Genomic DNA, 12,745 nt, shown 5'->3' on the forward strand with positions numbered 1-12,745 from the left:
AACATGATAGCACACACCGCGTAAAATTTCCACAGGAGGTTTTGCCATGGAGCCGTTTATCGCCGCCCTGGACCAAGGCACCACCAGTTCCCGCGCAATCCTGTTTAACCGGGCGGGAGAAATCGTCGCCCGCGCCCAGCACCCCTTCCGTCAGATCTATCCCCAGCCCGGCTGGGTGGAGCATGACCCGCTGGACATCTGGGAGACCGAAAAGCGGGCGTTGAAAGAGGCGGTGGACACCGCCCACATTGACCCGAAGGCAATATTCGCCATCGGCGTCACCAACCAGCGGGAAACAACGGTCCTCTGGGACCGGAAAACCGGCCAGCCGGTATACAACGCCATCGTTTGGCAGTGCCGCCGGACGGCGGGCATCTGCGACGGGCTGAAAGCCCGTGGCCTTGGGGAAACGGTGGCGGAGAAGACCGGTCTTTTGATCGACGCGTATTTTTCCGGCACGAAGATCAAATGGATGCTGGACAACCTCCCCGGCGTCCGGGCTAGGGCGGAGCGGGGAGACCTTCTTTGCGGCACGGTGGACAGCTGGCTCATCTGGAATCTGACCGGCGGCCGGGTCCACGTAACGGATTACTCCAACGCCTCCCGCACCATGCTGTTCAATATTCATACACTGGGATGGGACGCGGAGCTGTGCCGGGAGATGGGTATTCCCATGGGACTTCTCCCCCGCCCGATGGGAAACTCTGAACGATACGGCGCGGTGGCGGAGGGCATCCCCGGCCTTGAAGATCTGGCGGGCATTCCCATCTGCGGCAGCGCGGGAGATCAGCCCGCGGCACTGTTCGGGCAGGGCTGCTTCCAGCCGGGGCAGGTAAAAAACACTTACGGTACGGGCTGCTTCACCCTGATGAATCTGGGCGGGACGCCGGTCCGATCCAAGGCCGGGCTGGTCACGAGCGTGGCGTGGAATTTGGGGGGTGAAACCACTTATGCACTGGAGGGCAGCGTGTTCAACGCGGGCAGCGCCATCCAGTGGCTGCGGGATGAACTGGGACTGATCTCCAGCGCCCCGGAGTGCGACCGGCTGGCGGAAAGTGTGCCGGACAGCGGCGGCGTGCTGCTGGTTCCTGCCTTTACCGGGCTTGGCGCTCCCTATTGGGATATGTACGCGCGGGGTACGGTGCTGGGCGTTACCCGCGGCACCACCAAAGCCCATCTCTGCCGCGCGGTTCTGGACTCCATCGCGTTTCAGGTCTCCGATCTGTCGTCTGCCATGGCCGCCGACGCAGGCCGTCCCCTGACCGATCTGCGAGTGGACGGCGGCGCGTCTGTCAGCGATATTCTGCTCCAGATTCAGGCGGATGTTCTCCGGCTGCCGGTGGACCGACCCGCTCAGGTGGAGACCACCGCCTTTGGTGCGGCGGCGCTGGCGGGTCTTTCCTCGGGCGTATGGACCGACCTGAATCAGCTCTCTTCTCTGCGCCGCAGTCAGAACGTGTTCCATCCCCAGCGGAACGAGGCGTCCTGTCGGGCGGATCTTAAGCGATGGAGCCGGGCCGTGGAGCGGGCAAGGAGTTGGATTGAGCCGGAGCTATAACAAAATGCGCTGCGCGCCGGTCAAATTTTAACAAACCGATACCGTTTTGAAAACGAACTGTGAATTTTGGAAAAATCGGTTGCGTTTTGAAAACCGGCAATGTATACTGAGTCCAACAAATCCGATCAGTGACTGAAATTCAAGGGATACAGCGCGCAAGCGCACGATATGAAAGGGGTCTTTTAGTATGGCATTGGAATTTTTGAATGATCTGGGCAGAAAGGCGCAGGCCGTCGCCGCCGTCGCCGCCGACAAGGCGAAGGATGCTGCGGAGCTGGCTAAGATCAACATGGCTATTGCCGGGGAGCAGCGGGAGATGGACAAAAACTACCGCACCATCGGCGAGTGGTATGTCAGCGAATACAGCGGTGAGATTCCTCCCGCGGTAAAGGATCTGGTGGACGCGGTCATGGCTTCCAAGACGAAGATTGCAGAGCTGGAAGCCAGCAAGCCCATCAAGGAAGAGGCTGCCGAGCCTGCGCAGGCCCGGCCCGCCACCAAGACCTGCCCCATCTGCGGGGCGGTGTCCGACAGCAAATTCTGCCCTCAGTGCGGAGCGCCCATGGGCGAGTAATCCTCAAAACAAAATTGGGAGCGCGGCGAATCGCCGCGCTCCCAATTTTTTATGTGTTGCCCGGCACGCATAGCCGGTGCCCAAGAGTCCTTACAGCTCCGCCGTTTGGGTGTTGACGGCTTCCTCGCAGGCTTTCATGGCCTCCAGAGTCCTGCTCAGCAGCTCGTCCAGCTCCCAGCCCAGACGCTCCGCCCCGGTCTGGATGATATCCCGGGAACAGCCCGCGGCGAATTTCTTGTCCTTGAATTTCTTCTTCAGGCTGCTCAGTTCCATGTCCTGGCAGCTCTTGCTGGGACGCATCCGCGCCGCCGCACCGATCAGCCCCGTCAGCTCATCGGCGGCGAAAAGGACTTTCTCCATCTCCTCCACGGGTTCCACATCGCAGCAGATCCCATAGCCGTGGCTGCAAACCGCGTGGACGAGATCATCTCCGCAGCCGATTTCCCGCAGCAGCTCCGGTGCCTTTTTGCAGTGCTCTTCCGGCCACTTTTCAAAGTCCACGTCGTGCAAAAGGCCCACCGTGGCCCAGAAGTCCGCGTCCTCGCCGTATCCCAATTCATTGGCGTACCAGCGCATGACCCCCTCCACCGTCAGTCCGTGCTGAATGTGGAACGGTTCGCCGTTGTATTTGCGCAGCAGGGCCAGCGCTTTTTCTCTATCCGGACAGTCTTTCATGGATGTCTCCTCCGTTTCAAACTATTGAACCGCATTATACGCCCTTCTCCCGGCGTTTGCAAGCCATGCGCTCAGTCGGGGTTTCGCGGGTCGGCGTCGCCATCCAGCGTCACAAAATAATCGTAATAGGGCAGCAGGAATTGGTAGCCGTTTTTCAGCCGGTCCACCAGATCCCGGGAAAAGATGACCTCGTCCAGCTTTTCGTCGTGGCTCAGGGAAAAGCTCTTCTTTGCGTACCACGGCTCCAGCAGATTGTTTGGCGCGCCCTCCTTGGGCCGCCTGTACTCCTCGCCCGTCAGGACGAATTCCCTCTGCCGGTTCAGCTTTCGGGTAAGAGTCTCCATGACCTGCGGGTCCTGAGCCATTCGGGCACGCAGCTTTGCCATGGTGGCGGGGGTGGCGCTGTAATATCCAAGACCATAGCTCCACTCCTCCGGCCCCAGTTCAAACCAGAAGGTTGGCTGACTGGTCCACACACTCTCCGACGGAGCCTCCACGCTGAGCCAAAGGTTATCCTTGTAGGGCCCCCGTCCGTGGAGCCGCCGGGCATCCCGATAAATGCGGGAGACCCGGCCCCGCAGCGGCAAGTTCGGCCTCTGCTCCACAAACCACTCGTATAGCTCGTCCCCAAGGCCCCGCATGGGCTGGTAAAAGCTGGTGAGATAAGTCTCCTTGTGCGCCTCAAACCACGGTTTTTCATTGTTGAATCGGATGCCCCACATGAAATCCACCGTCTCGTCCGTAAATCCGTTGAACATTTCGTCCTCCCGTACCGTCGTTTTTCTCTGTCGCAGCAGCGGAATATGCGTCAAATTCCTATGGCAGCCGCTTTGAGATTATTATACCACCAATTTGATAAAATGGAATTTAAACCTTCATTTTACCAGGAAAGGGTTTGCTTTGCCGCAGGTCCGTGCTATACTAATGTATTATGCAAAAATGTATTATGCAAATTGGATTACCCGAGATTTCCGGAATTGGAAGGGCGCATTATGAAGCTGGACTATACCATCTGGGACCCAACAAAAAACATCACGCTGTTGGTCTCCACGCCCGTTTCCCGTGAGGAGCAGCCGGTGGTGGCGGCAAAACTGATGACCGCCCGGCCCCAGGTGGAGCAGGTGGGCTTTCTGGAGGCCGCCTCCCTCCCCGGCGCGGTGCTCCGCCTTCAGATGATGGGCGGAGAATTCTGCGGCAACGCCTCCATGTCCGCCGCCGTCTATGCGGCGCGGCGGGACGGCCTGACCGCCCCGGACGTACCGCTGGAGGTATCCGGATACGGCGGCCTGCTCCGCTGTCGGCTGGATCGGCGGAACGATGGGCTGTGGGGTACGGTAAGCATGCCCCTTCCCCAGAGGATCGACGCGGCGGAGCTCCCGTACGTAGGAAACGTTCCCGCCGTGGTATTTGACGGGATTACCCACTGTATCGTCTCGGCGGGCGCCATTACCCGCGAAGCGGCGGAGGCCGCCGTCCGCCCTCTCTGCGCCGCTTTGGAGGCCGATGCCTGCGGTATTCTGCTCTATGACGAGCCTGCCGCTGCGTTCGCGCCGCTGGTCTACGTACGCTCCACCGAAACGGCGGTGTGGGAGTCCGGCTGCGGCAGCGGCACTGCCGCCGTGGGAGCGTACCTGGCTTTTCGGGCAAACGCGTCCAAAACCGTGAGTCTGCGCCAACCGGGCGGAACCATCACCGTTTCTGCGGAATGGATCAACCGCAGCATCTCCGCGCTGACCATTACCGGGCATGTTGCACTTCTGGAACAGGGATGTTGCGAGGTTTGAGTATTTTTGCATAATTCTCCATGAATTGTTCCGTAAAAACTGCCCAAATGTAAATTTTTCTCATGGGAAACGATTTTCTTTGCATTTTGTAAAAAATTGTGGTATGCTATCGTTGCTTTTGGTGTCTACCTATTAAATAGAGGAATATCATCCCGGCTTTTTCTCCGAAAAAGCTGGATCAGAAAGGATCTTTAACCACCTATGAGCTTTATCAAGAAAATTTTCGGAGATTACAGCTCCCGCGAACTAAAGCAGATTTATCCCATTGTCGACAAAATTGACGCTCTGGCCGATGAGTACAAGGCGCTTTCCGACGAGGAACTGCGGAGCAAGACCGCCCAGTTCAAAGAGCGCCTTGCAAACGGCGAAACGCTGGACTCCATCCTGCCGGAGGCGTTCGCCACCGTGCGCGAAGCCGCGGACCGCGTTTTGGGTCTGCGCCCCTACCGCGTGCAGCTGGTGGGCGGCATTGTGCTGCATCAGGGCCGTATCGCGGAGATGAAGACCGGCGAAGGCAAGACCTTGGTCGCCACCCTTCCCTCTTACCTCAATGCGCTGACCGGTAACGGTGTCCACATCGTCACCGTCAACGACTATCTGGCCAAGCGCGACAGCGAGTGGATGGGCAAGGTACACCGTTTTCTGGGCCTGAAGGTGGGCCTGATCGTCCATGGCCTCACCACTGCGGAGCGCCAGGCGGCCTATAATGCGGATATCACTTACGGCACCAACAATGAGATGGGCTTCGACTACCTCCGGGACAATATGTGCATCTACTCCACAGAGATGGTTCAGCGGGGCCACGTCTTCGCCATCGTGGACGAGGTGGACTCCATCCTGATCGACGAGGCCCGGACCCCTCTGATTATTTCCGGTCAGGGCGACAAATCCACTCAGTTGTACGACATGGCGGAAATGTTCGTCTCCCGCCTGAAGAAAAAAGTCGTGGCCGAGGTGGATAACAAAGAAGAGGAAGACGTAAACGAGGACGCCGACTACATCGTGGATGAGAAGGCGAAAACCGCCATGCTGTCGGCGAACGGCATTACCAAGGCCGAGCAGTTCTTCCATCTGGACAACCTGTCCGACTCCGAGAACTCCACTTTGTCCCACCACATCAATCAAGCCATCAAGGCTCACGGCGTTATGAAGCGGGACATCGACTACGTGGTTCAAAACGGCGAGGTTATCATCGTGGACGAGTTTACGGGCCGTCTGATGTTCGGCCGGCGGTACTCCGCAGGACTGCATCAGGCCATCGAGGCCAAGGAGCACGTCACGGTCGCCAGCGAGAACAAGACGCTGGCCACCATCACCTTCCAGAACTACTTCCGCCTGTACGACAAGCTCTCCGGCATGACCGGTACGGCCATGACGGAGCAGGAGGAATTCGGCACCATCTACAACCTGGATATCATTGAGATTCCCACCAACCGTCCCAACCAGCGCAAGGACAACCACGACGTGGTATACAAGACGGAAGCGGGCAAGTACCGCGCCGTCATCGCGCAGGTGAAGGAGTGCCATGAAAAGGGCCAGCCGGTGCTGGTGGGTACCGTGTCCATTGAGAAGAACGAGATATTATCCGGGCTTTTGAGCAAGGAAGGCATCCCTCACAACGTTCTGAATGCCAAGAACCACGAGAAGGAAGCTGAGATCATCGCTCAGGCGGGCAAGCTGGGCACCGTCACCGTCGCCACCAATATGGCCGGGCGCGGCACCGATATCATGCTGGGCGGCAATGCTGAGTATCTGGCTCAGTCGGTCCTGCGCAAATCCGGCATGTCCGACGACCTGATCGCCGAGGCCACCGGTTATGCCGAGACCGATGATGAAGAAATTCTGAACGCCCGGAAACAGTACGCCGACGCGTTGGCCAAGTACAAGACGGAGATCTCCGAAGAAGCGGTCAAGGTCTGCGAGGCGGGCGGTCTATTCATCATCGGCACCGAGCGCCACGATTCCCGCCGGATTGACAATCAGCTGCGCGGTCGCGCGGGCCGCCAGGGCGACCCCGGTGAGACCCGGTTCTATATCTCCTTGGAGGACGATCTGATGCGCCTGTTCGGCGGCGACCGGATCACCGCCATGATGGAGAAAATGGATCTGGACGAGGATACCCCCATTGAGAGCAAGATGCTGTCCAAGGCCATTGAAAACGCTCAAACCACCGTGGAATCCCGGAACTTCCAGTCCAGAAAGTCCGTGCTGGAATACGACGATGTGATGAACAAGCAGCGCGAGATCATCTATGGTCAGCGCAAGCAGGTTCTGGACGGCAAGGATCTGAAGGAGATTATTCTGGGCATGACCCGTTCCGCCATCTCCGACCATGTGGCTCAGGCCTTCGGCGAGCAGGCCGCGCTTGACGAGGCTGGGTTCCGCGAAATGCTGGCAGGCCTCGAAGGCATGTATTTCCCCAAGGGCCTATTCCAGTTCACTGAGGAAGAGTTGACGGAGAAGACCGAGCAGAACTTTGCCGATCTGTTCTATGCTGAGGCGGAAAAGACATACGATACCCGTGAGCAGGAGTTCACCCCCGCCATCACCAGAGAGCTGGAGCGCGTCATCATGCTGCGGGTTGTGGATGAATACTGGATGGACCACATCGACGCCATGGACGATCTGAAACAGGGTATCCGCCTGCGGGCCTACGCCAACACTGACCCCGTCATCGCCTATAAGCAGGAATCCCTGACGATGTTTGAGGAAATGATCTCCGCCATCCAGAAGGAGACCGCGCGGCGGATGTTCTCCGTCCGCATCAAGACCAACGAAGAGGTTAAACGGGAGCGCGTGGCCAAGGATATGACTGAAAATGTGGGCGGCGACGACACCGCGCCGAAAAAGCAGCCCCGCAAGGTCAACAAGATCGGCCGCAACGATCCCTGCCCCTGCGGCAGCGGGAAGAAGTTCAAAAACTGCACCTGCGCGGAGTATCACTCCAACTGAGCCCTCTCATCTCAACACAATCTGGCCGTTCCCTGTTCTCCTGCCGGGAGGGCGGGGAACGGCTCTGCATTTCAAAAAAGGAGCGACTATGTCTTTGACGACTCACGAGGAAAACGGCCTCGTCTACTTCACTTCCCCTCTGTTGGACGCCTGCGGCGGCATAGCCCACGGGTTTTCCACCCGGAAGGGCGGCGTCAGCAAGCCTCCCTACGACACGATGAATCTGGCCCCCAACCGGGGCGGCGACCGCCCTGCTGTGGAGGAAAATTATCGCCGCTTCTGCGGCGCCATCGGAATTGACATGCGCCGGTTGGTCCTTGCTCATCAAGTCCACGAGACCACCGTTTTACAGGTTACGGGGGAGCGCACGGGCATGGGCCTGTGGCGGGAGCGGGACTATACCGCCGATGCGCTGGTGACCAATGAGTGTAATCTGCCTCTGGTGGTCTTCTCTGCCGACTGCGGCATTATTTTACTCCACGACCCGGTGGCAAACTGCGCCGGTGCGGTCCACGCCGGATGGCGGGGCTGCGCCGACGGCATTCTGGAGAAGACTGTCCGTGAGCTGGAGCGGTTATACGGAGCGAAGGCAGAACGGATTCTGGCAGCCATCGGCCCCTGTATCGGTCCGTGCTGCTTTGAGACCGACGACGACGTCCCTCTTGCCATGACTGCCAGCCTTGGCAAGGAGGCCGCGCCGTTCCTTGAAAAGAAGGGTGCCAAATGGCATGTGGATCTTGCCGGGTTGAACCGCCAGTGGCTGCTGCGTGCAGGTGTCGCGCCGGAGCACATCGATGTCAGCGAACTTTGCACCTACTGCCGCTCGGACCTGTTCTGGTCCTACCGCAAGGTAGGCGGGCAGCGGGGCGCGCAGGTGGCAATGATCTCCCTGCGGTAAACCGCAAGCTTTTTGAAACGGAGAACGTATGAAACACTTCAAAAAAGTTTTGATATCCTTGCTCTGTGCGGCGATGCTGCTGAGCGGCTGCTCCTCCGTGTCGGACCCTGACGATGAGGATCTTCTGCCTGATCAGTCCGGCGCGGAATCTTCCGCGTCGGAGTCTGCCGAAACGCCTGCCGTCCTGCCGGAGGAACTGGCGCTGCCCTACTACCCGGGGCTGAGCCTGGACCCCATCACCTGCCCCGACGGGGTACAGCAGACTGTGGCGGCGCTGTTGTGCGAGGGGCTTTTTGAATTAGATGAAACCTTTGCTCCTCAACCCTTGCTCTGCTCCTCCTACACCTGCGACCCAACCGGCACCGTCTACACGTTTTCTCTCCGTTCCGGCGTGCTGTTTTCCGACGGCTCCGCCCTTACGGCAGCCGATGTAGCCGATACCCTGCGGCGGGCACAATCCTCCGGGCGATATGGTACGCGGCTGAACAATGTAACCTCCATCGCGGCGGGAGACGGGGCGGTGACCGTCACACTCTCTGCTCCAAACACGGGTTTCCCGGCCCTGCTGGATATCCCCATTGTAAAATCCGAAACGGCGGACTCGATCCCCGTGGGCACCGGGCCCTACCGCTTTGTCCCCGGCAGCGGAGCCGCCACCCTCACCGCTAACCCCAACTGGCAGGGCGGCAAGCAGCCGGTGGATCACGTTGCCTTGCGGGCCGCCGATGACCCGGACGTCATGCTCTTTCAATTTTCCTCTCACGAAACGCAGCTTCTGACCTCCGACCTAACCGGGTCCAGCCCGGTCAGCGTCACCGGCAGCGTTCAGTTTTACGACGCGGACTCAACCATTTTTCAGTACGTTGGCGTCAACATTGCCTCTCCCGCCCTGTCCGACGCGGCTGTGCGGCAGGCGCTGAGTCTGGGGATAGACCGTGGGCAGACCGTCAGCGCATTTCTCTCCGGTCACGCAAAAGCCGCCCAGTTCCCGATATCCCCCGCGTCAAAGGATTATCCGGGAACTCTTGAAAAAGCCTATTCCTACGACGCATTCCAGCAAGCTATGACTGCGGCGGGCCGCGCCTCCGGCGCGGAGGTTTCTTTGCGTATGATTGTCAACGAAGAAAGCAGCTTTAAGGTGGCCGCCGCCCGGCAGATCGCCTCTCAGCTGTCGGCATTTGATCTGAAAATTGATGTTAGCGTCCTGCCCTGGGAGGAATATACCGCCGCGCTGGCAGCTGGAAATTTCGACCTGTATTACGGCGAGGTAAAGCTGACGGCGGATTGGGATCTTCACGCCCTGCTGTCCACGGGAGGCGCGCTGAACTACGGCGGCTATTCCGATCCCACGCTGGACGGGCTGCTGACCGCCTGCCGATCCTCCGGTAGCCGGTCTTCGGCACTGCTGGCCGTCTGCCGCCGGCTGCAGACTCAGGCGCCGATCCTGCCGGTCTGCTTCAAAACAGTCTCCGTTCTGGTGCAGCGTGGCACGATAGAAAACCTAACCCCCACCGCCGCCAACCCTTTTTATAAGCTGGCGGAATGTACCGTCCATCTGCAGGACAGCTGAGGACTTCCAAATGTTTTCTCGAATGCCGAACGAGGGGGCAAAAGCCTTTGGCCTTTGCCCCCTCGTCTTTATTTGTCCGCAGTTGCCGCAGCGCACTCCGGAATGCCGGACTCCCGCCGCTCAGTACCGCCGCACTACAGCCGTCACCCTGCCCAAAATCTGGGCATGGGTCCCGTCGATGGGCGCGTATTCCGGGTTTTCCGGCAGAAGCCAGATGCGCCCGTTTTTCCGGGAGAACCGCTTTACGGTAGCCTCATCGTCGATCATGGCCACCACGATCTCCCTATTGCTGGCAACCTGCTGACGGCGCACCACCACCAGGTCTCCGTTCAGGATTCCTACGTCGATCATGGATTCTCCCCGGACATGGAGCGCAAAATATTCATCCACCGGACCATCCGGGTCAAAGGTCAGATAATCCTCCACACACTCTTGTGCCAAAATCGGGCTCCCTGCCGCCACATTCCCAACAATGGGGATCTTCCCCAAAGGCTGCTCCTCCTCTGCGGAGGCAGGCAAATCGACAGCCATCCCCTGCACCGGATGCGTCAGGGCAATGGCTCGACCCTTGCCCGCGCCCTTTTCGATGTACTTGGCCTCCTCCAGATGTTTCAGATGAAAGTGGACCGTAGAGGGGGACTTCAGTCCTACCGCCTCCCCAATCTCCCGGACCGAAGGCGGATAGCCCTGCTCCCGGATGCAGGACACCAGATAATCGTATATTTTTTGCTGCATTTTGGAGAGTTTTTCCATAGGAGTACCTCCGCTTTCATTATCCTCGACATGACATGCGCCGGAAAACCGCACTGGTTGTGGCTTGTGGCGGCAGATGATGCGGCGCCCCGATCTATCTGCGCGCCGTCTTCATCGGCGTCCCGAAAATCAAGTTTTTCGGCACGGTACGCCAAAACGCGCATATTGTAAATTGCTTTGTAAACAGTATAGCACATTTATCCGCGGAATGCAAACAGATGTTCCATTTGTTTCTAAAATTTTTTTGCGTGTTTTCCCCGAAAGTGGCCATTTTTTTCAAAAATCCCTTGCTAATCCGTCAGAACTGTGGTAAAATTCAAGTCTGTGAATATGTCTTCCGCAATTCTTCTGCGGAAATGATTTTTTTGGAGGAATCTTGAAATGCAGCTTTTTGTAACGATTTTGCAGCTTTTGTGCGGCCTGATCCTGATCGTGGTCGTGTTGCTCCAGTCCGGCAAGAGCGCGGGACTGTCCGGCTCTATCGGTGGCGTGGCCGACTCTTTCCTGTCGAAGAATAAGGCGAAGACCGCCGACGCGAAGCTGGCCCGGGCCACCAAGTGGATCGGTGCCGTGTTTATCGTCTTTACCCTTGCTTTGAACGTTATCTGATTTCTATTTTAGAAAGTGTCTCCGTGAGAGTTCTCACGGAGACACTTTTTTTGTCTTCTAAAAATCAGCGGAGTTGCCGACGCGAAGAGACCGACGCGCATGGCGGCCTTTTCACTCCGTTATCTCCCGTGCATCGGTGTAAAACACTCCCGCCTGCGGAGTAATGCCATACAGCGCCAGCAGCTCCTCCACCGTGACGAACTCATACCCCTCCGCCTCCAGCGTATCCACAATTTGGAATGCCGCGTCCACGGAAGTCGCATAAATATCATGAAGCAGAATAATATTCCCCGGCTGAACTTTTTTCAGGACGGCGTCGACTACCTTCTTTGCATTTTTCAGCTTCCAGTCTTCCGGGTCCACGCTCCAATGGACCAGCGGCGTGGAAAAACAGCACCGCTGATTTTTATTTAAAAGGCCATAAGGGGGACGGACCCAGTAGCTCCCGTCCCCCAAAATATTCCGAATGGCATTGTCGGTCCTGCAAATCTCCTTTTGTACTACAGCGGCGGGTTTCCCCTGCAGCGTCACGTGATCCCATGTATGGTTTCCGACCTGATGCCCCTCGACCTTCATTCGGAGCACCAGGTCTTCATTTCCGGCAATCTGCCGTCCGATCAGGAAAAAAGTGGCGCTGGCACCCCGCTCCCGCAGGCCGTCCAGCAGCCGACCTGTGGTGTTGGCCCGTGGACCATCGTCAAAGGTCAGCGCCACATACTTCGTCTCCGATATCTCCGCCGGAGCCACTGCCGGTAAGGCGCTTTCTTCCCGACAGCAAATCAGCAGCACTGCGGCCATTATCCCCAAAAATGCCGCTCTCCGCGCTTTCATACCACACATCCTTTCTACTTCTTCAAAAGAACAGTCTATGTAATTTTCTTGGAATTACGCAAACCAAGTCGCAGGTTCAAAATGCCTGAAAAATTCTCGCTTCACTTGCCTCAGAAGGTCACTTCCGCATTTCTTTATCCCGCTTTTATCGAATGTCCTTTTGAAGACTGGCGGGGCAAATAATTTGAATCTTAAGGCAAGATTTATCAAAAAAGCAGCGGAGACATCCGATATGGATATCTCCGCTGTTTTCAATTAGGGAATCGCAGGAAAGCTCAATGGCGCCCGCCGCCGCCCCCGAAGGAGCCGCCGCCGAAGCCGCCACCGAACCCTCGGCCCCCGCCGCCCCCGAAGGAGCCGCCACCGAAGCTGCCGCCAAACCCCCGGCCTCCGCCGCCCCCGAAGGAACCGCCGCCGAAGCCTCCGCCAGAACCACGGCCTCCGCCGCCCCCGAAGGAACCGCCGCCAAAGCCTCCGCCAGAACCGCGGCCTCCGCCGCCCCCGAAGGAACCGCCGCCGAAGCCTCCGCCAGAACCACGGC

Annotated in this window: 12 protein-coding genes; 7 read left to right on the forward strand and 5 right to left on the reverse strand. The window is 58.4% G+C overall.

Features of this window, described 5'->3' with window-relative positions; translation table 11 throughout:
* The first annotated feature begins 46 nt into the window (after positions 1-46).
* Positions 47-1,558 (forward strand): glycerol kinase GlpK, encoded by a 1,512-nt coding sequence (glpK, locus tag ABWQ15_RS08495; RefSeq protein ID WP_353908335.1) that lies wholly within the window; start codon positions 47-49, stop codon positions 1,556-1,558.
* Between the two features lie 187 nt (positions 1,559-1,745).
* Positions 1,746-2,132, forward strand: a complete 387-nt coding sequence (locus ABWQ15_RS08500; RefSeq protein WP_353908336.1) for a zinc ribbon domain-containing protein — start codon at positions 1,746-1,748, stop codon at positions 2,130-2,132.
* A 90-nt stretch (positions 2,133-2,222) separates the two neighbouring features.
* On the opposite strand, the gene ABWQ15_RS08505 is transcribed toward ABWQ15_RS08500, so the two are convergent.
* Positions 2,223-2,807: a hydrolase gene (locus tag ABWQ15_RS08505; protein ID WP_353908337.1), complete on the reverse strand. Its 585-nt coding sequence runs from the start codon at positions 2,805-2,807 to the stop codon at positions 2,223-2,225.
* 71 nt (positions 2,808-2,878) lie between these two features.
* Entirely contained in the window at positions 2,879-3,565 is a 687-nt protein-coding gene (locus tag ABWQ15_RS08510) for a DUF2461 domain-containing protein (RefSeq protein ID WP_353908338.1), read from the reverse strand.
* Positions 3,566-3,799: 234 nt separating this feature from the next.
* Here ABWQ15_RS08510 and ABWQ15_RS08515 point away from each other — a divergent pair, with 234 nt between their 5' ends.
* The 4 genes from ABWQ15_RS08515 (at position 3,800) to ABWQ15_RS08530 (ending at position 10,011) form a co-directional block, all read left to right on the forward strand.
* Positions 3,800-4,591, forward strand: a complete 792-nt coding sequence (locus tag ABWQ15_RS08515; protein WP_353908339.1) for a histidine racemase CntK family protein — start codon at positions 3,800-3,802, stop codon at positions 4,589-4,591.
* Between the two features lie 201 nt (positions 4,592-4,792).
* A complete protein-coding gene (gene secA / locus ABWQ15_RS08520; RefSeq protein ID WP_353908340.1) occupies positions 4,793-7,543 on the forward strand; it encodes a preprotein translocase subunit SecA in 2,751 nt (916 codons plus the stop codon).
* Positions 7,544-7,631: 88 nt separating this feature from the next.
* Positions 7,632-8,441 (forward strand): peptidoglycan editing factor PgeF, encoded by an 810-nt coding sequence (gene pgeF, locus ABWQ15_RS08525; RefSeq protein WP_353908341.1) that lies wholly within the window; start codon positions 7,632-7,634, stop codon positions 8,439-8,441.
* Between the two features lie 28 nt (positions 8,442-8,469).
* A complete protein-coding gene (locus ABWQ15_RS08530; RefSeq protein WP_353908342.1) occupies positions 8,470-10,011 on the forward strand; it encodes an ABC transporter substrate-binding protein in 1,542 nt (513 codons plus the stop codon).
* Positions 10,012-10,131: 120 nt separating this feature from the next.
* On the opposite strand, the gene lexA is transcribed toward ABWQ15_RS08530, so the two are convergent.
* The gene (lexA, locus tag ABWQ15_RS08535) at positions 10,132-10,764 is read right to left on the reverse strand and encodes a transcriptional repressor LexA (protein ID WP_353908343.1); all 633 of its coding nucleotides are present in this window, start codon (positions 10,762-10,764) and stop codon (positions 10,132-10,134) included.
* Between the two features lie 381 nt (positions 10,765-11,145).
* Between lexA and secG the strand changes: the two genes are divergently transcribed.
* The gene (secG, locus tag ABWQ15_RS08540) at positions 11,146-11,373 is read left to right on the forward strand and encodes a preprotein translocase subunit SecG (protein WP_353908344.1); all 228 of its coding nucleotides are present in this window, start codon (positions 11,146-11,148) and stop codon (positions 11,371-11,373) included.
* A gap of 111 nt (positions 11,374-11,484) precedes the next feature.
* On the opposite strand, the gene ABWQ15_RS08545 is transcribed toward secG, so the two are convergent.
* Together ABWQ15_RS08545 and ABWQ15_RS08550 are read right to left on the reverse strand one after the other, a co-directional pair.
* Entirely contained in the window at positions 11,485-12,204 is a 720-nt protein-coding gene (locus ABWQ15_RS08545) for a polysaccharide deacetylase family protein (protein WP_353908345.1), read from the reverse strand.
* 145 nt (positions 12,205-12,349) lie between these two features.
* On the reverse strand, positions 12,350-12,745 hold a 396-nt coding region (locus ABWQ15_RS08550; protein WP_353908346.1), incomplete at its 5' end, for a hypothetical protein.

Source organism: Oscillibacter sp. (genome assembly GCF_040505565.1).
Lineage (GTDB): Bacteria > Bacillota > Clostridia > Oscillospirales > Oscillospiraceae > Oscillibacter.

Coding starts and splice junctions, on each gene's coding strand:
- glpK (WP_353908335.1), top strand. CDS start 47: ATGGAGCCGTTTATCGCCGCCCTGGACCAAGGCACCACCAGTTCCCGC.
- ABWQ15_RS08500 (WP_353908336.1), top strand. CDS start 1,746: ATGGCATTGGAATTTTTGAATGATCTGGGCAGAAAGGCGCAGGCCGTC.
- ABWQ15_RS08505 (WP_353908337.1), bottom strand. CDS start 2,807: ATGAAAGACTGTCCGGATAGAGAAAAAGCGCTGGCCCTGCTGCGCAAA.
- ABWQ15_RS08510 (WP_353908338.1), bottom strand. CDS start 3,565: ATGTTCAACGGATTTACGGACGAGACGGTGGATTTCATGTGGGGCATC.
- ABWQ15_RS08515 (WP_353908339.1), top strand. CDS start 3,800: ATGAAGCTGGACTATACCATCTGGGACCCAACAAAAAACATCACGCTG.
- secA (WP_353908340.1), top strand. CDS start 4,793: ATGAGCTTTATCAAGAAAATTTTCGGAGATTACAGCTCCCGCGAACTA.
- pgeF (WP_353908341.1), top strand. CDS start 7,632: ATGTCTTTGACGACTCACGAGGAAAACGGCCTCGTCTACTTCACTTCC.
- ABWQ15_RS08530 (WP_353908342.1), top strand. CDS start 8,470: ATGAAACACTTCAAAAAAGTTTTGATATCCTTGCTCTGTGCGGCGATG.
- lexA (WP_353908343.1), bottom strand. CDS start 10,764: ATGGAAAAACTCTCCAAAATGCAGCAAAAAATATACGATTATCTGGTG.
- secG (WP_353908344.1), top strand. CDS start 11,146: ATGCAGCTTTTTGTAACGATTTTGCAGCTTTTGTGCGGCCTGATCCTG.
- ABWQ15_RS08545 (WP_353908345.1), bottom strand. CDS start 12,204: ATGAAAGCGCGGAGAGCGGCATTTTTGGGGATAATGGCCGCAGTGCTG.